27 protein-coding genes are annotated in these 19,479 nt (G+C 40.2%); all 27 read right to left on the reverse strand.

The window, feature by feature from the left end:
- Nucleotides 1-1,956, reverse strand: coding sequence for a phage tail spike protein (locus PSR14_RS16350; protein ID WP_262726921.1), 1,956 nt, complete (start codon nt 1,954-1,956; stop codon nt 1-3).
- A 1-nt stretch (nt 1,957) separates the two neighbouring features.
- Complete coding sequence (locus PSR14_RS16355; protein ID WP_262726922.1) at nt 1,958-2,716, reverse strand: phage tail domain-containing protein; 759 nt, start codon at nt 2,714-2,716, stop codon at nt 1,958-1,960.
- The gene (locus tag PSR14_RS16360) at nt 2,716-5,205 is read right to left on the reverse strand and encodes a phage tail tape measure protein (protein WP_262726923.1); all 2,490 of its coding nucleotides are present in this window, start codon (nt 5,203-5,205) and stop codon (nt 2,716-2,718) included. Before PSR14_RS16360 ends, PSR14_RS16355 begins: the two co-directional genes overlap by 1 nt.
- Nucleotides 5,206-5,499 carry a hypothetical protein gene (locus tag PSR14_RS16365; protein WP_262726924.1) on the reverse strand — a complete coding sequence of 98 codons (294 nt, stop codon included), beginning with the start codon at nt 5,497-5,499 and terminating at the stop codon, nt 5,206-5,208. It abuts the gene before it with no gap.
- A 20-nt stretch (nt 5,500-5,519) separates the two neighbouring features.
- On the reverse strand, nt 5,520-5,939 hold the full coding sequence (locus PSR14_RS16370; protein ID WP_262726925.1) for a hypothetical protein: 420 nt from the start codon (nt 5,937-5,939) through the stop codon (nt 5,520-5,522).
- A 317-nt stretch (nt 5,940-6,256) separates the two neighbouring features.
- Nucleotides 6,257-7,129 carry an Ig-like domain-containing protein gene (locus PSR14_RS16375; protein WP_262726926.1) on the reverse strand — a complete coding sequence of 291 codons (873 nt, stop codon included), beginning with the start codon at nt 7,127-7,129 and terminating at the stop codon, nt 6,257-6,259.
- 18 nt (nt 7,130-7,147) lie between these two features.
- Nucleotides 7,148-7,558, reverse strand: coding sequence for a hypothetical protein (locus PSR14_RS16380; RefSeq protein WP_262726927.1), 411 nt, complete (start codon nt 7,556-7,558; stop codon nt 7,148-7,150).
- Entirely contained in the window at nt 7,555-7,977 is a 423-nt protein-coding gene (locus tag PSR14_RS16385) for a hypothetical protein (RefSeq protein ID WP_262726928.1), read from the reverse strand. Before PSR14_RS16385 ends, PSR14_RS16380 begins: the two co-directional genes overlap by 4 nt.
- Complete coding sequence (locus tag PSR14_RS16390; RefSeq protein WP_262726929.1) at nt 7,974-8,204, reverse strand: hypothetical protein; 231 nt, start codon at nt 8,202-8,204, stop codon at nt 7,974-7,976. Before PSR14_RS16390 ends, PSR14_RS16385 begins: the two co-directional genes overlap by 4 nt.
- Before the next feature lie 88 nt (nt 8,205-8,292).
- On the reverse strand, nt 8,293-8,676 hold the full coding sequence (locus PSR14_RS16395) for a hypothetical protein (protein WP_262726930.1): 384 nt from the start codon (nt 8,674-8,676) through the stop codon (nt 8,293-8,295).
- A 39-nt stretch (nt 8,677-8,715) separates the two neighbouring features.
- Nucleotides 8,716-9,582 carry a hypothetical protein gene (locus tag PSR14_RS16400; protein ID WP_262726931.1) on the reverse strand — a complete coding sequence of 289 codons (867 nt, stop codon included), beginning with the start codon at nt 9,580-9,582 and terminating at the stop codon, nt 8,716-8,718.
- A gap of 77 nt (nt 9,583-9,659) precedes the next feature.
- On the reverse strand, nt 9,660-10,232 hold the full coding sequence (locus tag PSR14_RS16405) for a DUF4355 domain-containing protein (protein ID WP_262726932.1): 573 nt from the start codon (nt 10,230-10,232) through the stop codon (nt 9,660-9,662).
- Between the two features lie 90 nt (nt 10,233-10,322).
- Complete coding sequence (locus PSR14_RS16410; RefSeq protein ID WP_262726933.1) at nt 10,323-11,348, reverse strand: minor capsid protein; 1,026 nt, start codon at nt 11,346-11,348, stop codon at nt 10,323-10,325.
- Entirely contained in the window at nt 11,335-12,825 is a 1,491-nt protein-coding gene (locus PSR14_RS16415; protein WP_262726934.1) for a phage portal protein, read from the reverse strand. The genes PSR14_RS16410 and PSR14_RS16415 overlap by 14 nt, the downstream gene beginning before the upstream one ends.
- A 47-nt stretch (nt 12,826-12,872) precedes the next feature.
- A complete protein-coding gene (locus tag PSR14_RS16420; protein WP_262726935.1) occupies nt 12,873-14,183 on the reverse strand; it encodes a PBSX family phage terminase large subunit in 1,311 nt (436 codons plus the stop codon).
- 80 nt (nt 14,184-14,263) lie between these two features.
- Nucleotides 14,264-14,392: a hypothetical protein gene (locus tag PSR14_RS16425; RefSeq protein WP_262726936.1), complete on the reverse strand. Its 129-nt coding sequence runs from the start codon at nt 14,390-14,392 to the stop codon at nt 14,264-14,266.
- Nucleotides 14,389-14,835 carry a terminase small subunit gene (locus PSR14_RS16430; RefSeq protein WP_262726937.1) on the reverse strand — a complete coding sequence of 149 codons (447 nt, stop codon included), beginning with the start codon at nt 14,833-14,835 and terminating at the stop codon, nt 14,389-14,391. Before PSR14_RS16430 ends, PSR14_RS16425 begins: the two co-directional genes overlap by 4 nt.
- 1,488 nt (nt 14,836-16,323) lie before the next feature.
- Complete coding sequence (locus PSR14_RS16435) at nt 16,324-16,521, reverse strand: hypothetical protein (RefSeq protein WP_262726938.1); 198 nt, start codon at nt 16,519-16,521, stop codon at nt 16,324-16,326.
- Between the two features lie 49 nt (nt 16,522-16,570).
- A complete protein-coding gene (locus PSR14_RS16440) occupies nt 16,571-16,759 on the reverse strand; it encodes a hypothetical protein (protein ID WP_262726939.1) in 189 nt (62 codons plus the stop codon).
- A gap of 303 nt (nt 16,760-17,062) precedes the next feature.
- Nucleotides 17,063-17,335: a hypothetical protein gene (locus PSR14_RS16445; RefSeq protein WP_262726940.1), complete on the reverse strand. Its 273-nt coding sequence runs from the start codon at nt 17,333-17,335 to the stop codon at nt 17,063-17,065.
- 142 nt (nt 17,336-17,477) lie between these two features.
- Entirely contained in the window at nt 17,478-17,699 is a 222-nt protein-coding gene (locus tag PSR14_RS16450; protein WP_262726941.1) for a hypothetical protein, read from the reverse strand.
- A 177-nt stretch (nt 17,700-17,876) separates the two neighbouring features.
- A complete protein-coding gene (locus tag PSR14_RS16455; RefSeq protein ID WP_406644032.1) occupies nt 17,877-18,050 on the reverse strand; it encodes a hypothetical protein in 174 nt (57 codons plus the stop codon).
- Nucleotides 18,047-18,199, reverse strand: coding sequence for a hypothetical protein (locus PSR14_RS16460; RefSeq protein ID WP_262726942.1), 153 nt, complete (start codon nt 18,197-18,199; stop codon nt 18,047-18,049). The genes PSR14_RS16455 and PSR14_RS16460 overlap by 4 nt, the downstream gene beginning before the upstream one ends.
- A complete protein-coding gene (locus tag PSR14_RS16465) occupies nt 18,199-18,801 on the reverse strand; it encodes a DUF1064 domain-containing protein (protein WP_262726968.1) in 603 nt (200 codons plus the stop codon). The genes PSR14_RS16460 and PSR14_RS16465 overlap by 1 nt, the downstream gene beginning before the upstream one ends.
- Nucleotides 18,801-19,043, reverse strand: a complete 243-nt coding sequence (locus PSR14_RS16470) for a hypothetical protein (RefSeq protein ID WP_262726943.1) — start codon at nt 19,041-19,043, stop codon at nt 18,801-18,803. The genes PSR14_RS16465 and PSR14_RS16470 overlap by 1 nt, the downstream gene beginning before the upstream one ends.
- A gap of 20 nt (nt 19,044-19,063) precedes the next feature.
- Nucleotides 19,064-19,249 (reverse strand): hypothetical protein, encoded by a 186-nt coding sequence (locus tag PSR14_RS16475; protein ID WP_262726944.1) that lies wholly within the window; start codon nt 19,247-19,249, stop codon nt 19,064-19,066.
- A gap of 25 nt (nt 19,250-19,274) precedes the next feature.
- A complete protein-coding gene (locus PSR14_RS16480) occupies nt 19,275-19,475 on the reverse strand; it encodes a hypothetical protein (protein ID WP_262726945.1) in 201 nt (66 codons plus the stop codon).
- Nucleotides 19,476-19,479 lie beyond the last annotated feature (4 nt).

The raw sequence follows: 19,479 nt of genomic DNA on the forward strand, positions 1-19,479 counted from the left end.
TCACCCTTCCATCCATATAGATTCTTTCCTCCAATAAACCCACTTAGTATTATCGTTTGTTTTGAACTCTACGTTAAACTGTCTGAATCGACCTGTAGGAATACCTAAATCAATTGTTATATTTCTTGGTTCACCAACATCATCAACAGCATCATCATTACCAATACCGTTATATATTTTTGTTGAATATATCGTCTTTCCAGTTTCAGTTTCTGTAATTCGTAAATCACCACCACTATTACCATTCTGTAACCCTACAGAAGCTTTCATTCTTAGATAACGCGATTCATGTTTTAGTCCAAATAAACAACCAGCATCAACCCATTCTGTATATTTGCCTCTAAACCACATCCAATATTGTTCAACATCTTGCGCGCGGAACGGTGGAACATGCTCTGTAACTGCAAGCGCAAAAGTGGGAATACCATTTTGTACCCACTCGTATCCATCGGGGCGGATAACTGAAATAGCTCCATCTTTAATCGTCAGTTTATCGTTAGATAGATCGATACTCATCTTTCCATTCTTACCACGGATAACACCTGCTTTTAGAAGGTCTGCATCTAAAGTTCCTGATCTGATGAAATCGGCTATAAATATACCGTCCACAGTCCAAGCGGTTTCGAACTTACCGTTGATTCCTGTTTTAGAAAATCCTATACCTTCTTTATTCATCCTTAAAACTTGTTTAGCTGTATTAAGATTGTCCGTATCCATAATGAAGATTTCTTGCGGGTTTAGTTTCGGATGTAAGACAACGTGACCGCCGTCATTACCCGTTATCTTTTCTGTTACGATATCAACGACTTTCTCCCAGCTGCTACGTTCTTTCTCAACGCGATCAATAACATCAACGCTGTTTTTGTGTGTCTCACTTGAGATGGTTGTTGCAAAGTCTCCCAATTCGATTTCGATGTAGTGTTCCTCGATTGGATCGTAAATCGTTTTAACTACCCTCGCGCTCATATCGGCCGTAATTCGTGGGTGAGATACTTTTACCTTGTCACCCATCTGTAACCGCTCGATGTTGACAAAATCTTCGTAACCGTGAATCTCCCATAAAGGTATGAATTGAACTTTCACATTAACTTTTGGGATATCTCTTTTGTTCCGAGTGAAGAAACCCTTCGCTTTACTTCGTAGTTGTTCAACTGTTTCAACACCATCAAACTCAACCGGTTCCATTAATGGTCGCTCATATTCATTAATATACGGACTGTCTACGAATCTCTCAGGTAAGTAGATGAATTCTTTTTCATCTTTACCGCCACTATCGGCATTCTCATTTTTATTAGCCCATGGGACAATACGGGTTATTACACCATCCGTATCGATATCGACATCAAGACCTGTCATATTCTTTTCGGCTGCAATAACTATATCTGTATCTCGTCCTCTTCTTCTGTTATATCTAATATGGAATGTATCGCGAGATATTTCCCCGCCATAACGTTGTAGTAAAGAACCTTCTGTACCTTGTATTAAGTCACCTAACCCTTTAAAAAGTGATTCGAATTGAGTTACAGTTTCTAAATCAGTTGATAATCTGAATGGGTGATTAGTAGGTTCTATTTTCGATGTCACCTCTTGCAAAGCGCCAATGAATGAAGCTTCATGTTTTATAATTGATGACACGTAATACTTACTTGCATCAAAAGTAACGTGTTTCGCATATATTTCAATACTGAAATCATCAAGTTTTGTAATTTTATAGATTCGGAATGGTTGACCTCGATCGAAATCGTTAGCTTTAGCCAAGATAATATCTCTTTCTAATGGCATCGGTGTTGCGTTAATCAGATCACCGCCGAAACCATCCTCGTTATAGATAACCATTTCTAACTCGTACATTCCATTTAATTCTTCTGTAACTTCACACTTGGAGACATTGGCGATTACACCAAGCCCCAATGTGTTAAAGTTTGTTTCGTTACTAGCAAATAATATCGGTTGCATACTATCTCGACCTCCATCTAGGGACAATTTCAATCAAGCTTACATTTCCAGTCCACGAGATGTTGTTGTCTCCTTCTTTCAAATTCGGGAACCAACGGGTCGTGTAGTTAGACGCTTCATTGATGATAATTCCTTGGTTATTTCGGTAGACAGACATTGTTTCCGAATCAATCTCAATCCAACCGTTTTTTATAGTGAAGGCGTACGTATTATTATTGATGTGTAAATCAACTTTGCCGCTTCCTTCAATTAGTATATAAGGGTATGACCATACTTTACGTTGATTTACTAATGTAAAAGGCTTGTCCTCGCGAATGAAATCGAAACTATCATAGAAATAGTGGTAAGGTTTAGTTTCGAATGTAATGTCAACCCTTGCGATTTGTTCACTAATCATCACAGCTTTAATCTCGTCATTAATCATAACTTTGTAAATCGATTCATCATCATAACTCAGCACGAAATCTCTGAACCCTTCTACATCGGTAAGCCAATTCCGAATGTCTCTCATTTTGTTATGCAACTCTCTCCAATCCTCAACGATCAAGTTACATTCAAATGTTCTCTGAATATTGTTGTAACCTTTTGAGCGTTTAGGGATAAGACCGTCTTTCCCTAAAATTCTCACCATTTCAACATCACGACCAGCACCACTGAAATCGCGCTCACCTACAACGATTAAACCGTAATCCAACGAACTAACTCCATCGAATGTAAAATAATCCATACAGCTTAAATCGTAATTTGAACAACAAGTCATTACACTCTCACCTCCCTACCTCTTTGGAATCCTAGTTCTCTATTTATCTCTTGACCAGCCGCTTTCGCTATCTGTCTACCATTTAAGATGATTGGTTGTGGTTTAATAATGATTGTTTCACTACCTCCACCGCCATTCATTGTCGCTGCGATCCTATCGCCGATTTTACCTAGTGTACTGTTATTCAACGGCAATACTGCTTCGTCGTAACTCTTAGCGTCACCAATTTTAATCATTCGTTCTTGGTTAGGCTTGAAGATACCACCTGAAGCAAATCCGTTTACCGGTGCTGCGGCTGCTCGTGCGGGACCACTTACGAGACCGCCGACAAAACCACCAACAGCACTAGCACCTTCTTTAACTTTACCTAGAATGCCACTGATACCATCCCATGCTTTTGTAATCCATCCAACAACCTTTTCTACCGCTTTCCAAGCTAACTCGAATGGTTCGGAAATTAACTTTGTTACAGGTTTGAAAATCGTCCCTAGACCCGGAACGAATTTGGAAACAAGTCCAGTTATCTTACCTGTCCATAATCCAACAATCCCCCACATAGCATCCCAAGCGCCTGAAAGAATTTGCTTAATGCCTTCCCACGCGCCACGCCAATCTCCAGTCAATACGGATGCGAATACTTTAATGAGTCCCATAATGATGTTTAACGCACCATTTATCACTGACTTAATAGATTCCCAGGTGCTAGATATGATGAATGATATAATAGGCATTACAGCCGAAATCACTGATTGAATGAAGCTGAAAGCTACAGATACCGCTTGAGAAATCTGTGTTCCGTTATCTCTCCAAAAAGCCGCTATTTGATCTAATGCACCTTTTGTAAATGAAGAAATTGATTGGATAGCTGATGTTATATAAGGGAGCATTATTGCGAACACTCCGGAAATAAAACTCCAAATGTTACCGATAATACTCATAACAACCGGTGCAAATGCTGCTAAACCGTTTTTAATACCTTCTATCACATTATTCACAGCACCGTAGATACTAGCTGTTAGCATAATCAGTTGTTCAGTTGTTTCAGGACTTATCCCTAACTTCTCACCTATACCTCTAGCCATGCCCCAATCACCGGCAACAAGCGCTTTAAGCATATCTATCCCATTTCGAATGTTATAGATGACACTCATAGCCATTTCTTGCATTTCGGGAGATAGCCCCATCGCCGTCATAAGATCAACAGCTTGGATACCTGATTGCGAATCACCGCCAGCGGTTCTCCACATTAAATCAAGTGCATTGGTGATACTCAGGATACCAGTCATCATTGAATCTAGAGGGATAAACGATTGTATGAATTTATCGACGCCAACAACCGCCGCTTCCGCCCCCGCCAGTACCCCAACTAATGCAGGTGCTAGACGTTCGAAAATAGTGATCGCTAAACCTTCTAATTTAGATTTAAAACTATCCCATTTACCGATAAGGTTGTCGTTCATCGTGTCAGCCATTTCTTTTGCAGCACCGTCTGAATCTTTCAGTGCTTGAGTATTCTCTCTAAGTTTGTCGCTACCAGTTTTAAGTAACGCCGCCCAGTTTTTGAATGCTTCCGCACCAAAGATTGTTTGTAACGTGGCTGTCTTTTGTTGCTCGGTCATCCCGCCCATACCTTTCTCTAATTCGCCTATGATATCAGGTAAAGGTTTGATTTTACCTTGTTGGTCAAAGAACGATAGATTCAGTCCATCGATAACCTTCTTGGCTTCACCAGTAGGTTTAGCCAATCTACCGAGAGATGTAGCGAATGCTTGACCTGCGACAGAACCTTGTAAACCAACGTCAGCCATCGACATCATAGCGGCGGTTGTTTCTTCTAAACCTAGACCGATTGTAGAAGCTGTACCGGATGCGTATTTCATCGCTTCCCCTAATTGCTCAACGCTCGTATTCGAGTTTGAAGCGGCGAACGCTAGAACGTCTGAAGCGTGTCCTGCTTGACCTGCATCAATACTGAAACCTGCCATAATATTCGAAGCAATATCAGCGGCTCGACCTAAATCTAAGCTACCCGCTGCAGCTAGGTTTAACATACCGGGCATAGCTTTCATAATGTCGTTAGTTTTGAAACCTGCCATACCTAAGAACGCCATACCTTCAGCAGCTTGAGAAGCGCTAAATTTCGTGTCAGCACCTAATGCCTTGGCTTGTTTCGTCATAGCTGCCATTTGTTCGTCAGTCGCTCCGGTCATTGCTTTAACGCTAGATAATGTTTTCTCGAAGTTAGCCCCAGCTGAAACAGTTCCAGCAAGTGCCGCACCTACACCGACGGTTATTCCTGCCATACCCATCATCGATGCACCGAAACCACCGGCAGCAATACCCATACCACTAAACATTGATCCAGTATTCTTGAAACCTTTATTGATAGAGTTAGATGCGCGTTGCCCTTGTTGCTCCGCACGACTCAATCCTGTTCGATACTCGTTATCTCTCAATCCGAGGGTACCGAATATCTTAAATACTTCCATCTAATCACCCTTTCTTTTAGGTGGCGGCATAAGCTTTTTAGCCCTCTCCACCATTTCTTTAGCGCTCATTTTCGGGCGCTCTATTTTTTGCTCCTGTTTATTATTTGTTACCTTGTTATAATCAGTAGCATCTAAATACTCGCTGAAAGACATTTCGATAAATGGGTTGTTAACATATCTCTCCCATCTTCTTTCAACCTCTATCGCCTTGTTAGTAGCCTTAGAATACAAGTTAACCAGTATCTGCCAAGGCATTGTCATAATATATTCAAGAGAACCATAACGAGACGCCATTACATCTATTATTTCGTAGATTAATTGTTCAGACTCATTACGGTTTTCGTAAAAGCTGCAACCCCTCCGATTTCTTTAAATGCATTGAAGATAGAGTCGAAATCTTGTTCAGGTAGATTTTCAATGTCACTTTGTTTGATTCCACTAACCGAAGATAGAAGCCCGAAGAATGCTTTTTGTTCAGCAGAAATAAGAAGTAGTAAATTACTGTTAAGAACTGAAGCGAATTCGAACGCAATCTTCTTATCTTCCGTATTCCATTCTTCTTGTGGTTTCTTCTCAACCTGTGCGAACTTCTCTAATAAATCAGGGTCGAAAGTCTTCATAAAGTTTTGTCGACCTACCATACCAGCAACAGTCATGCGGTCAAGTGCGTTCAACGATCTCATCGTGTGTTCTGTTTCATTAATCGTAAAAGTAGATGTAATAGTGTTTGTCATAGTTAATCCCTCTTTCTAAGTATTAGAGGGGCGAACCCCTCGTATTTATTCTCTCGCTTGTACAATTGTTGTTACTGGGTCTGACTGATGTTCTTCATCAAGTTCATGGATTCGTTGTCTGACACTAATCTCTTCGCCAGCAATTAACTTCATTTTGTTTTGTGTTTTCCATTTACCGTCTCCGTCGACTTCTGCTAATTCAAATCCCGATCCCTTGACCGTTACAGCAACCCAATACCCAGCGACACCAGTTCCAGTAATGTAAACTTGATCACCTTCGATAACAGGTTCATCTATAGTCGGTTTAGGAATCGGATTTACTTTCCCTGAACAGTTACCTCGACAGGGTCAGAAGGGTCTTTACCTTCTTCTGTTTGTGTTACCGTCACCTTTTGGTTTTCTGTAAGTGCATCAACAACTACCTCGAATTTATCGCCTTCTCCAACGACACCTTCTTTCGGTTGACCGCCATTCACTTGTACAGAAATCTTAGCTCCTTTAACACCTTTACCAGTTACTTTCGTGTCTTCAGCAGTCAGTACATCTACCTCAGGTTTCGCCGACTTCTCTTTCTCAGGTGGCTTAACTGGGCATTTCTCTTCCGGTGAGAAGATTTCGATTTCAAACGGTGGTGTCATCGGGTCTTGTGGGTCGTTATAGCCCGTGAATTCAACTTCAGCCGCAACCTCAGCGTCACCAAACACGACCTCTAATCCTGACGTTGGTAACGCGTTGAATAGAGTGATTCGATATGTTTCACAGTTATTGTTTTGCCCAATGATTGTGATATCCGTTAAGTAAGGGTCACCGCCGCAGCAATCGATTAAAGACTCATTCGCACGGATGATCGCTCCTTTACCTTTAACCTTCCCGTTTGAACCGTCGTTCTCGTATTTTGTAACCGTCGCATTTAATAGGAAGTTCTTAATTAAATCAGGGTCTAAGAACTCTAAGAACGAAGCTTTCACTTTCGATTCAGAACCCGTTACGTACGTTAATCCTTTCACGTTCCCTCGAACTCCACGCGGTTTGATGTTCTCGAATTCAGGAACATAACTGAAAGTACAGTCACCTTGTGTAGCGCCGACATCAATCATCTTTTCTTCACCTAATGTCCAGTTGAAGAATAATGCCGTACCAGCACCTAAAACGATTTTCTCAGGGTTAAACTTGTTAATTAATGGTTTCAAGTGTTTCACCTCTCATGTTTAATGGATACGTCCAGTGTCGTACCCTTGTTGTCTGTAATAAGAGACTCGGAATCGAACCTCTTTACATCTCAAACGTTGATCTTCGTTTGGGATGTCTAATCTCGATAGAAACGCCGTATTAATAACCAACGGTTTGCAGCAATCTATCAATGTTCTACCTGTCACGCATTCCATAATTCTCTCTGTCGCTTCATCTAGTAATCCATAGTGTTCATCTATTCCCCATATAGAAACGGTGAATACGAACTCTTCACGGTACTTTGTTGGCATATCAGATTGAGAGTTATAGACTAGGTAGGGTAGTTTAATAGTTTCCTCATCAGCTTCTCGATAGAAAACATCTATGTTTAATGGCGTCCCGACGCAATCAATAAGCATCTCGTGAACACCTTGGATAAGCTTCTTCATCCGCCAAGACCACCTCTCATTGTTTGTTGAATGATACGGATAATGTCTGCCTTATGTTGCTCCCCAGCGTTTCGTAAGGCACGTGTACCTTTCTTACCTTGTGTACGGTAGTACTTGCCTGTTCTCTTGTCGAAATACACCCATTTATCCTTACGACCATTACCCTTTTCAGCATAAATACCGGTCCCGAACTCTTCATACATGACATTGTCTTGGTTACTACCAACAACGCCAACAACTTGGTTACCTAACATCTTCGTTTGGGCGGTTATACTTCTTTTGGTATCACCTGACCTAGAACGAGAGTAAGTTTGTGCCATACCTTTAACGTAATTCGCGGCGGCTAACATTGCGACTTGTTCCAATACCTTTGTACGTTGTTCAACTTCACGCCTTCTAGAAACGAATCCCTCACTCATCCCCAATGCTCCAATAAACATTCGATATGGTCATCAGCGTTATAGGGATTAGAAACTTTCATCACGCGGTACTCTTTGTCGCGTTGTACCACTTTATCGCCTGTGCGGATATCGATCACTTTGCAGTAAAGAACGGCGTCAATCATATCCGAAATACGATCTTGTCCGAAACGACCTTGACCGCCTTGTGTATCCTCATCGACGATAGCTTGTAGTGTATGTTTCAATTCGAATTCTCCACGCTTGTACGGGTCTTTCTTGCTGTTCTCTAGCTTGCGATAAACTGATGTCTCTCTTCCGAATCGGTTGATTAGATTATTTATCCTCATAATCACCACGTCCTTTAGGTTGGCGTCCTCGGATTCGTGAAGATGGTGTTCTCATTCGTCTATGCAATCCTTTTAACAGATGCTCAGGGTATACGCCGTTTTGACCGTAAGTCACACTGTAATTACCCATTGTTTCACTCACTACGTCACCATCTTGTGATGTTAGGTGGTAAGTAATTAAACGAGTTGCAACAATCTCATATGCCGCCGGAAACTCACGTCCTTCAGCTTCGAAATCAACTCCCGTGTAACCGATGATGAACTCAGTGACAATCGGGATAATGATTTCTGTAATCAATTGTTGTTGTGATTCGTTATATTCTTTTTGCGTCATCATTTTGAAACGCTCAAATGTAGTAATCATTTTCATATCAATACCTCCCGCAAGGGAAGAGAGCCGAAGCCCTCATTATTTAGCAGCAGTTTTAGCAACGGCTTTTGCTGGTGCTTCCCCACCGCCGCTAGCTGGTTTACCTTTGAAAGCGTAGATAGCGTTTTTCTTTTGATCTAATACGAATGCATCGAAGTAAACGCGTCCTTCAGCTAAAGTACCAGAGATACCCGGAGGGTCTTGATGTAAACGGTAGTCAGCTAGTTTAATAGGAGCAACCGTAGCAGCAGCGTGAGCAATAATGAAACCGTAGTCACCTAAACGTTTCTTAGGAACTTTAACAACAGGCATTCCATCCAACTCACCAACTTGACCCATAATAGATACACGTTGCATACCTAAGTCAGATTGTTTAACGTATTGATCACTTAATTTAAGGAACTTGTGAACCTCAGGTGTAGCGAAAATAACACGGTTTGACGGGATTTCGTTGTCATCTAAGAACTCTGTGCCTTCTAATACAGCTTTATAGATTTCTTTTTCATCAATAGTACCCTCAGCTTGTTTACCGGCTTTTGTACCCATGATTTTAAAACGGTAAGTATCAACGTGAGGTACTACGACTTCACGGATTTGACGTGCTAATGAACGTGCAGCCTGTAATTTCGTTTCATCTTCATTCATTTTGTCAAGCGTGAAAGCGAAAGCTTTATCTTGCGTTAACGTCATCTCTTGAATTTCGTTAGATAATTCAGTAGCAGTACCGAAACGAGACATACCGTCACGAGTGTAGTCAGTTAATGCAACTGTTGGTACAGACGTTACCTTGATTGTTTTAGCGCCTTCCCATGAGTAGTTTTGGTTTACACCCGGCGTTGATAGAGCATCTAGTACAAAACGCTCATCGATTAAGTCAGCATACTTAGTAGTTAGTTCTAAAGCCATTAAAAATCATCTCTCTTTCGGATTATATTAAATAGATTCGGATTGCAGTTTATAGACATGCTCCGAAGGTCGAGTGTTTAATTGTTGAATTCTTTTAAGAAAGCAGCTGTTTCAGGGTCTAAGTTAGCCGTGTTTACAGATGTATCAGCTTTCTTAGGTGTTTCCGTTGCAATCTCAGATTTAACACGAGCAGACCACACACGGTCAAATTGATTCTTGAAAGCGGCAAGCTTCTCAGATGTTTCCTCTTCATTACCACCGATAACGAAGTCAGCGAATGCAGGGTCAATACCCATCTCACGTAGATTCTTAGCAGAGTAGTCACGTAATTTCGAACGTTGCGCGACTGACTTAGCAGCTTCTAACTCGGCTTTCATTTCCTTCATTTCTTCCATCATGCGTTCTTCTTTGCTCATATTTTGAAGCTTTAATTCTTTCATCGCGGCTTCATGAGCTTTCGCAGACTCTTGTTTACGAATCTTAGCAACAACCTTATTAAGTTCTTCTTGTGAGAATAGCTTTTGATCAGGCGTCTTCTTCTCAACTTCTTCCGTCTGTTCTTCATTCTGTTCAATCTCCTCTTCAGAGAAGTATTGCAGACCGTTTTTAACATCAGATAAACGTAATGCTGGTTTAAATTGTTTCTTCATAATTACCTCCACGTTTTAAGACCGAGTAGTCTATTGATTCCATGTGTTTAACGTCCACAAGTACGACGATAGTTGTGTAAAAATTACATACTAACCAAGAAATTGTTTCTCGTATTGTTTGTAACTCATATTCGCTTCCTCAACCTTCACACTCTTATCTTTGTTGTCACGCACCCATCTGTACTTGGGCCCGCTCAATCCTTCGAAGTGCGGTATCGATAACGTACGACAACGAGGATGTAAAGGAGGGTAGTTTGTACCAACACTAACTTCATCGCGTCTATACACTTTGCTAGAATCCAATGCACGACACTTAGGAGATGTACGACGATCATAAGTAACATGCAACTTATAACTTTCAATTCCAGCTTCTTCATAACTGTCTAACGCTCCCTTATTGTAGAAATACGCCGTTTCTGTATGAACTAGAGTGATAGCGTCTCTTAAACTGACATTCATCTTATCTTTCAGCCTGTCAGCAACATCATCAGCATGTAACCCTTGGATAACGCCTTGTGTTAACTCCTGTCTCAGCACCTTGAGTAACTTCTGTTTGTTATCCCATATACGATTGGAGAAGTTATCACCACTCCACGGGTATGTTAGGATATCTTCAATCAGTTTCTCGTTGATACGATAAGTAGGCGTGTTAATCTTCATCCTCATAAACTCGTATTTGTCCAATAGAAGCGTTTGAGTGTAAACCTTAGACATTTGCTCACGTATCTCTTTATCTTCGTCTAGCGCCTTTTCACCGAGTCTCACAAGCATCTCGGAAGAGATAGCATCCAATCGCGTCAACTTCTTCATATCAAGATGCACATTCACATCCTGTACGATGCGTTTCGCAATGTTGGTATCCATGTTCTTCAGTTCAGATAAGAACTCTAGCAATGATAGTTTTCGTTCGTTACGTTCAACAGAATCAAGCGACATCATCAGTTCGTTGTAGTCGAATCCTTTTCGTGTCAGATACACTCGTAAGTCACGGTTAACCTCTTGAAACGCCCGACGATAGGAAGCTTTCAATCTAGCATCTAGTTTCTTAGCTTCCTTGTTCCATCGTTCTTCGAGTTGTTCAGATCGTTTAGTCCAATAGTCATCAATTGTCGGCATTTACTTTTCCTTCTTGCTTATTGGTGTTATCATCACGAACCCGTCTATCGTCTCCTGAAGAACCTTCGTCTTCCCGTTGGTTCTCACTATTCTCCCCACCGAAAGCACCTTGATAGCCATCACTGAACATCTCCTTTTCTTGAGACTTCTTCATTTCTAGAATGTGTTCTACATCTTGAACGTCAGATAACTTAGCATACACATACTCGTCAGGTAATCCCGCGGCACGTAGCTTCGTAACTAAATCAGCTTCTTCTAAGAAGTTAGGAGGTAGGTTAGGCGTGAATTGTAACTTAATGTCCTTCAATTCGAATGATTTACCACTAGGTTTCGTTCTATCTAAGTACCCTTTGATGATTGCTAATTGATCGGTAAGAGCCTTGTTAAACATGCGCTCTTTCTGTCCTCTGACTTGCTCTAATGCCAGTAGCTTGTACTTAATTGCAACGCCTGATAGATTACCGCCAAACTCTTTGTCGTTCATATTAGGAACAAACGTGTACTTGTGAATATCGGCTTCTAATCGGTCTTTAACGTTATTCACGAATGTATCGTTAACCTGTTTAATCAACCAATCAGCATCGCCGTTCTCATCTAACATCAGGATTTTCTCTTTCTTCAGTGCTTCGATGTCATCCATATTCGTTTCATTCATGTTGACTAGCTTCAAGAACGCATCCGTGAAGTCTGATAAGTCCTCCATATTACCTGACACTAAGTCGTTATAAGCATCGATAAGAGCCGAATGAGGTTCGTAGTCTCCTAATTCGAACTTATTATTCTTAAACTTGATGATTGGTAGTTTTGGATTACCTTCTTCATCAGTAATGTTATGAGTTTCCGTGTTAACAACCTTGTAAGGTATCTCAACATCAGCTGAATTAAATCCGCTTTCCGATGTTTTAAACCATTCCATCTTCGCTTCAAAGTAGTATTCAACCATTTGTTTGTTGTCGTATACAAACATGCGTACATCAACGTTATTATTCGCGTTTAGATTCTCAGAGAAGTAAATAGCATCTGTTAGAGACTCTTTAACCTTCCCGTCATCGATAACAATCGTGTTCTTAGGGTCTAAGTCCTTATAATTCAACTCGCCCTTCTCGTCGATATAGAACAGTCTATAAGCACGTCCATAAATCGACATATCAAGTGCGTTATCGTAATCGACTGTTTGCCCGTCGTTGTCATCCATGATGTCCAGCGCCGGTTCAATTGCGTCTTTATCTTCACTAATGTAAGTAACAGGCATTCCCATGAAATAGCCTGTCGAGATCGTTGACACGTATTGAGGATAGTTATGCACCACTCGGTACGTCTTGTACCCTTCACCACGTCCGGGCTTCTCGCATATCGCATGATGTCCCATGTAATACTCGTATAATCGTTGTAAGCGTCTGAATCCCTTGTTCTCTTCCGTTGCATTTGTTGTCTTGAATCGGAAGTACAGGTTTCTTGCTTGTTCGAATGTTAGCATCGTGTCACTCCTTTCGTTTTATTCCGAATAAGTTTAATAGAATCGGACTATAATCCAAGTTTAGACTTACTCATCGTTCTAATCTTGCCACCCTTCTTCATATCCTCTTCCATCGCATAACGCACCATATCAATTGTATGGTTATCCTTATCCTGTAGACGAGGTTTAGGGTTTCCATCTCTATCAGTTTCATAATCTATATTCTCGAACTCTCTCGCTGTGTTAGGGCATCTTACTGGGTCAATGACGATGAAGTCCAAATCAGCAAGCCACTTTTCACCGTACTCAACACTTCCTTGACCCTTCTTCGCACCTCTGAAACGTCGTATTCCGTGTTCAATGCGCATCTCATCAATCGACTTTGGTTCAGATGAGTCGGCTGTAATGTAGACATCGTCATATCCTTTCCGTTTAATGAAATCCGCAAGTTCTCTATTAGACTTTTGAACTCCATAATATTCATCAAAGATATATATTCCTCTTCTAGTTTTGTCGTACTGGATACGACCAAAAGAGACAGGATCGACTCCATATCCCCAGTCAACTCCTGATCTAATGTTATCAAAACGCTTGATTTCATCGTCAGTTATCTCCCTTATATTCAGATTGTCAAACGGAACAACACCAGCCCCAATCGCTTCGCCCATGTACTCCCATCGATACTTTAATTCATTCCTCTTCTTAACGTTCTCAGCTTCAATATAGAAGGCTTCTGTTAAATGAGGGTTGTCCAAGTATGTCGAGTGGTCTACAAACGTGTTATCGTCAATGAAAGCACTATTGTACTTCTTGTTGAGCCAGTGACCACGGCGTTTAGGAGGGTTGTAAGAGTAATAGAAGGAATACGAGAAGAACCTACCTTTCCTTTGTTCTGATTCAATGCGCATCTCGCCACGTAACACCGAGTTCTCAATCGTTGTAACTTCATCCTCAGTCTTGAACTCAGCTAATTCCTCAATCCATAATCCCATGATAGGGAAATCAGCGTCCTTCAATGACTTCAGTTTGTTTGGATCGTCAGCGCCCGAGAAATATATCTTGTTCCCACGCGGCTTGTACTCAATCAACAGTCGAGAAGGGATGAACCTAAATAGATGCGATATCTTCATGATGTTAGCGGCGGCTTTAATCTGTTCAAATACCGACTTAGTAATCGTATGTTGTACCTTACGAACCACTAGATAACTAATCGGATACTCAATAATGTCAGACAGTATCCTAAATGGAATGTGATACGATTTACCGCTACCTCGACCACCTTTCAGCACGTAACGAAGGTGTTCTTTCATCCTCGATACTACCCAAAAGTCACGGAAGTGAGGAGATATAACATTTGATATCTTTACAACGTTAGTCATTGCCTACACTCCGAAATAAGGATAAATGACATTCCCGATAGTATAGTAAGACTTACCTGATTTAGTAACCTTGTATTCTCTCATTTATAATCACCACGCATCACCTTTTTAATAGCTACAAAAGTCATGAAAGCAAAAGCGATTGCACCCGTTAAAAAGATTGAAGCTATACTAAATAACGCAATGTTATATGCTATCTCTTGCATCACTCATCATCCTCCACATCATCAACGATCGTTACGCCAACATTCGCGTTCAAGTCCACTTGTTCAGTGAATAATCGATGTCGTTTCCCTAGTAATTCAGCGGCTTTCGTTCGTTCTGTTACTGTCGGTGTGATATCCTCAATAATTTGAGAACCCATACCTTCGCCGATTACAACACTTCCTACCGCTTTACCTTCCATAACAGAGGTAAGATATGCTAAAACCTCTTCAGCACTTGCTACACGCTTCTCGGACATCTTAGAGAGCATTCCGTTGATATATGCTTTTACACGAACATTTCTCAACAGACGAGAAGAAGCGGTTTCTACCGTCCGTTTGTTCTTACATTCGTACCCAGCTTGTCGATAAGCCTCACTAGCGTTTCCTAGTTCCAAATACAAATCAGCAAACCGAAGTTGTCGTTCATTTAACCCGTGTTCATTCATTTATTCCACCTCTCTTTATTTTACATATACCCCTATTAGGTATTATACCATAAAAAAGTTTAATACAATTTAACTTTTGTTTCAAAAGAAAAAGAGTGTTTCCACTCAGTTTCTCGCCTTGTAACTATAAAAGAAAAGCCGTGTATTGGATTTGAACCAATAACTTCAGGTCTGTTTTAACAGCGCGCTCCCTGTCCTCTTTCCGTTGGAGGTAACACAGCATAATGTGGTGGGAAGACGAGGACTCGAACCTCATAGCACGCGTTTGTGTTCAACCGTTACACCACTTCCCACGATACGGGAGAATTAGCTCCCAATCGATTTATACTCCGTAGAGTCGATTCTAATTTAGATCTTTATCATCCGTTTCGAATCATTTTGGCTCGTTATCAATTATCATGTTTATTTCGCAACAGTTCTCGTTGCTCGATTTTATGATAGCAATACAAAAAGTGTTTGATAATAACCTTTGTATTGTATTTCCCTTTACGTTGTGGATTAACGGAGTTTTCCTTCAAGATATACTCATCTTACCTCGGAATACCTCTTCCAGCCTACAAGGAGAAAAGGAGGACGACGGATATGCCCAACCGCCGCTGATAATGTTTCCGTGCATTATCACAAAAACTCCTTATAGACTCAAAGAGATAGGGGATAAACTCCCCACACCCTTATATGTGTGATCGGTTACCAGTATAGGTACTGAAGGTGATTGGAATGGGAATTCCATAAGTAATAAAAACATCGCCTTTACTCACTCTTAATAAGTAGAATCCAATGTTTTATTTTGGCGCTATCTTCACATTCTCCGTTAAGATACTGTGTTATTCACACCTTTAAATATATAGGCGGTAGGAATCGAACCTACTTTGCTAATACTTAATCCCGCCACCGGAACCACGAAAGGGTAGAGGAGTTGAACCTCTTAATTCACCAGCACCTATATCCTTAAAGGAAGGAACAACCTTCCCTATAATGAGCGTAGATAAATAAAACACATTTTTTTATTTGCTGTTTCAATTATAGAGTGATGTTATTCACATCTTTAAAGGTAGCATTTCGGCACTAAGACTTTTCGTAGTTTACTACCCTTAAAGAGAGGAACAACCTCTCCCGATTCATGTAATCAGCGTGTCCACTGACCCGTTTGAACCGACCTATACATATACAACGTTTTAGAATTTTAAAGAAATCGAGATAAACATACAGGACGCAATCTGTAGTTTAAGTTCGTGAGCAAAAACTAGAATTAATCCGGTAGGTACGTATCGTTTGAGTTACGGAACAGAAGAATATCCACAAATCCGCTTTGAATACAAATACGAATTTATTTAATTCACCTTTTCCGAGGTGGTAAGTTTGATGTTATCTCCCTTACATTTATTATTATATACCACTCCGAATCTACTTAACAAGATTTACCCAACATTCCAGTTGACTTCCTCAGAATAGGTTAAAAAAGTTTCAGACAATATAAAAAGAGAGTCGTTAGACTCCCTCATGTAACACTCTTCCTTCGCTATCTGTATTCACATATCCCTTCGTCGCTAGTGTGATAACATAGTCAACCTTATTATACGTATCTAGCACCTTCGACAATTCCCTCTGTACGCTCTCGATGTCCTCTCCGTCCGCTAACATCTCTTTCGTGAAATCAACCAGTGGAGTTATCGCCGTCATGTCCATATATCCACCTCTTATCAGATTTAGTTTAATAGAATCGGATTAAAGTGTATTAGATCGTCATGTTTTTACCTGTAGCTAACACATAACAATATCTAATTTCTGTTTCTGTATAGTTCATTCCAGTTAACATTATATCTATCATTAGTTGTGATTGTTTATCGTCTATACCTTCTTCTCTGTATAACTCTCTATTCTCTCTTATGATCTTTATAGCTAGTTCCATATCACTATTAGTCATACACTATTTATCTCCTTTAGTTGTTCATCTTCGATATTCATTCCTCTTATCTATCTATAAACCTTGATTCTATGCATTCCGACATATTGTCGTTATCGATACCGTCATTTTGTCCTCATTATTTATCCTAAAAATAATAGACTTGTCCTTAAATCCAAAAGCGTTAAAACATATTTTGTTTTTCTCTTCTTTTCCAAAACCTAAACATCAAGTTCAACACCTTAATTATGTTTTACCATATAGGTTATTTGTCAAGCAAGTATTTCGACTCAAATTGGATAAACTTTTTTAAATAGATTCGGATTAAATAAAATCACTCCACGACATCCCGACTAAATGCAAGTAACACGTTCCATTGCAAGTACCCCAACGTCTGTGATAGTCATTAAATATAGTTAACTCTTTCCCACATTCTTCACACGGTTCTAAGTAAGCATCTCGCTTCGTCCACGCATAACGTTTCTTACCTTTCTTAAATTCATTCTTCCAATCCCTCTCTTTACCAATCCGATAGTTGTGTTCTTTTCTAGGACACTTAGTATAATCTTTCTCTAACTCTACTTTAATTTGTCTCATCTTAAAATACACCCTCCGCCTGTCTCATTGCTATGAATGAACCACTCAAAAGGGTCGTTCATATCGTATAACCTTCCACACGATTCACAACGTGTTTTTTGATTTTTAGTGAAATAACGTTTAATTCTCTTTTTGCGGCTCATTATTTATTCCTCCCAAATTGGTTTAATAACTGATCAACGTAATTTACCTTCTTTTTGTATCGCCCGATTACTTTCATTGCGCAACTGTCTCTATCTTTTAACAACTCTACCGATTGAATAGAGGTAACAATCCCGGGGCCGTCATCAAATAGAATCTCGTCACCTTTCTTAATTGATCCAAAAGGTTTAATGAACATGAATGGTATAGTTTCTGTTTTCATCGTTTCCATATCTCCTTATTCGCTTTAGTTTTAGTCTTCACTTTGTTCTCGCCGTGATACTCCCGCCGAAACTGTTCAAACGTCGTCGCCAAGTCCCAGCCCTCTATCTCGTCCCTCCTTCTCCATCCTAAACGATCAACGAGGTAAGCTTTCATGTGCATCATGTGGCGTTCGTCTTCATAACTCATCCCGATTACCGACCTCTATAATGTGCCATTCTCCACATCGTTTACATTCCCATATCTCTAAGTCTTTCTCTCTTCCTAAGGCGCTGTAAAACAATCCAGTACATTGGTATTTGTGGTTCTTATACCAATGTTTACATATAAAACGTTTAATAGTTTCAATCACCGTACTTCCTCCACACTTATGATTCTCAACGGTTTATACGTCAACATCACATGCGCTATAACCGTCAATTCGTTCCGCCCTAAAACCTCGATTGTTTTAACATCAGCATCTTGCGTTACATATTCTACTTCCCAAATTAACTCGCTCATTATGATAACTCCCATTCGTCTGTCTTCTTTTTGTAAACAGCCACAACCAACTCGATTCCGTACTGTTGCTCAAACATGTGCTTCCTCAATGAAAAGTCACGTGGGATAGCTAACTTCGAACCCTTAACCTCGAACGCTACAACACCCGTACCCTCGATATGACAAACGAAATCAGGTGTATACACTTTAGGTCTAACTTTCTTCGTCCCTTTCTTATTGACGATGCTAGGTAACTCATACCCGTCTAGTAGATGAAACGTCTTTTGTAGCTCGATGTTACTGACTAACTTTGTGTTTAATAGATAGATATAAAAGTCACGCTCGGTCATAGAATCAAACTCATGCCCGTCATACTCCACCTTCACGGCGTTCACTTTCTTTCGTGGCGCTCTTTTAGTCTTGAATTGCCCTTCAATATGCGGGTTCAACTCTTTCAAGTGTCTCCTTGCCGTTTCCTTGCTCTTATACCCTTTAGCTACATGTAACTCTTTACCGTCCCTTACAATAGCCCACTCGTAATGTAAAACGTTCTTTTCCCTCCTTTCTCTAATTTCGTATATAATTCCGGCGGTTGTGTTTGCCCATGTTTTATTTAGTTTCATCACTGAAAACCATCCTCCATTTCGAGACAAACCATTTCTTTTACTTCTGTATCAACTTCCAATTTAATGCCCATAAACTTCAAATCTTGAATATCTTCGTAAGTAATGCATAGTACATATTCGTTTTCGTTTTTCATATCGTAAAACGTCCCTACTCCCAACTTTATTTTTGTGATGCTTTTATTGTTTTTGTAAGCTTCATGGATCATGACTTGTAACATTTTGCTTGTTCTGAATTTCATTCCGTATCCCTCCGAAACATTTAAATAGATTCGGACAACTCGACATAAATTTGCCCGAGCCGTCCTTTAATCTCGCTAATTTTCACGCCTGTATTTCGCTTCTCACTCTTCAATCCCACCATGTGATATTGTAACTTGTGTAATTCATCTTCCAACTTATCGCGTTCCATCTCTAGTTGTATTAGAGTTTGCTCGCTTTTCTTCATTCATCAATCCCCTTTGATTCAATTTTCACGCTACATAACCTCTCTTCATAAATTCTTTTTGTATGAGCCGATTCCATTTATCGCCGTTCTCGTTCATGTATGATGTAAGAACGCTAGAATCGTCTTTCCACTTAATCTTTCCGTGTTGCAATAACAAGTCTATGATAACGATCAAAGACATCAATTCGTCTTGTTTCGCGCTCATGTAAACATCTTTAACCGTCACCTCT

This window comes from Bacillus sp. A01H (assembly GCF_045277205.1).
GTDB lineage: Bacteria > Bacillota > Bacilli > Bacillales > Bacillaceae_G > Bacillus_A > Bacillus_A paranthracis.

What these genes read in the sequence shown, in the direction of transcription:
- PSR14_RS16445 (WP_262726940.1), bottom strand. Translation starts at nt 17,335, where the DNA reads ATGAGACAAATTAAAGTAGAGTTAGAGAAAGATTATACTAAGTGTCCT.
- PSR14_RS16430 (WP_262726937.1), bottom strand. Translation starts at nt 14,835, where the DNA reads ATGAATGAACACGGGTTAAATGAACGACAACTTCGGTTTGCTGATTTG.
- PSR14_RS16365 (WP_262726924.1), bottom strand. Translation starts at nt 5,499, where the DNA reads ATGGCGTCTCGTTATGGTTCTCTTGAATATATTATGACAATGCCTTGG.
- PSR14_RS16470 (WP_262726943.1), bottom strand. Translation starts at nt 19,043, where the DNA reads ATGAAATTCAGAACAAGCAAAATGTTACAAGTCATGATCCATGAAGCT.
- PSR14_RS16410 (WP_262726933.1), bottom strand. Translation starts at nt 11,348, where the DNA reads ATGCCGACAATTGATGACTATTGGACTAAACGATCTGAACAACTCGAA.
- PSR14_RS16385 (WP_262726928.1), bottom strand. Translation starts at nt 7,977, where the DNA reads ATGAGTGAGGGATTCGTTTCTAGAAGGCGTGAAGTTGAACAACGTACA.
- PSR14_RS16465 (WP_262726968.1), bottom strand. Translation starts at nt 18,801, where the DNA reads ATGAAACTAAATAAAACATGGGCAAACACAACCGCCGGAATTATATAC.
- PSR14_RS16400 (WP_262726931.1), bottom strand. Translation starts at nt 9,582, where the DNA reads ATGGCTTTAGAACTAACTACTAAGTATGCTGACTTAATCGATGAGCGT.
- PSR14_RS16420 (WP_262726935.1), bottom strand. Translation starts at nt 14,183, where the DNA reads ATGACTAACGTTGTAAAGATATCAAATGTTATATCTCCTCACTTCCGT.
- PSR14_RS16435 (WP_262726938.1), bottom strand. Translation starts at nt 16,521, where the DNA reads ATGGACATGACGGCGATAACTCCACTGGTTGATTTCACGAAAGAGATG.
- PSR14_RS16370 (WP_262726925.1), bottom strand. Translation starts at nt 5,939, where the DNA reads ATGACAAACACTATTACATCTACTTTTACGATTAATGAAACAGAACAC.
- PSR14_RS16395 (WP_262726930.1), bottom strand. Translation starts at nt 8,676, where the DNA reads ATGAAAATGATTACTACATTTGAGCGTTTCAAAATGATGACGCAAAAA.
- PSR14_RS16405 (WP_262726932.1), bottom strand. Translation starts at nt 10,232, where the DNA reads ATGAAGAAACAATTTAAACCAGCATTACGTTTATCTGATGTTAAAAAC.
- PSR14_RS16440 (WP_262726939.1), bottom strand. Translation starts at nt 16,759, where the DNA reads ATGACTAATAGTGATATGGAACTAGCTATAAAGATCATAAGAGAGAAT.
- PSR14_RS16350 (WP_262726921.1), bottom strand. Translation starts at nt 1,956, where the DNA reads ATGCAACCGATATTATTTGCTAGTAACGAAACAAACTTTAACACATTG.
- PSR14_RS16380 (WP_262726927.1), bottom strand. Translation starts at nt 7,558, where the DNA reads ATGAAGAAGCTTATCCAAGGTGTTCACGAGATGCTTATTGATTGCGTC.
- PSR14_RS16450 (WP_262726941.1), bottom strand. Translation starts at nt 17,699, where the DNA reads ATGAAAACAGAAACTATACCATTCATGTTCATTAAACCTTTTGGATCA.
- PSR14_RS16475 (WP_262726944.1), bottom strand. Translation starts at nt 19,249, where the DNA reads ATGAAGAAAAGCGAGCAAACTCTAATACAACTAGAGATGGAACGCGAT.
- PSR14_RS16355 (WP_262726922.1), bottom strand. Translation starts at nt 2,716, where the DNA reads ATGACTTGTTGTTCAAATTACGATTTAAGCTGTATGGATTATTTTACA.
- PSR14_RS16360 (WP_262726923.1), bottom strand. Translation starts at nt 5,205, where the DNA reads ATGGAAGTATTTAAGATATTCGGTACCCTCGGATTGAGAGATAACGAG.
- PSR14_RS16415 (WP_262726934.1), bottom strand. Translation starts at nt 12,825, where the DNA reads ATGCTAACATTCGAACAAGCAAGAAACCTGTACTTCCGATTCAAGACA.
- PSR14_RS16460 (WP_262726942.1), bottom strand. Translation starts at nt 18,199, where the DNA reads ATGAGCGAGTTAATTTGGGAAGTAGAATATGTAACGCAAGATGCTGAT.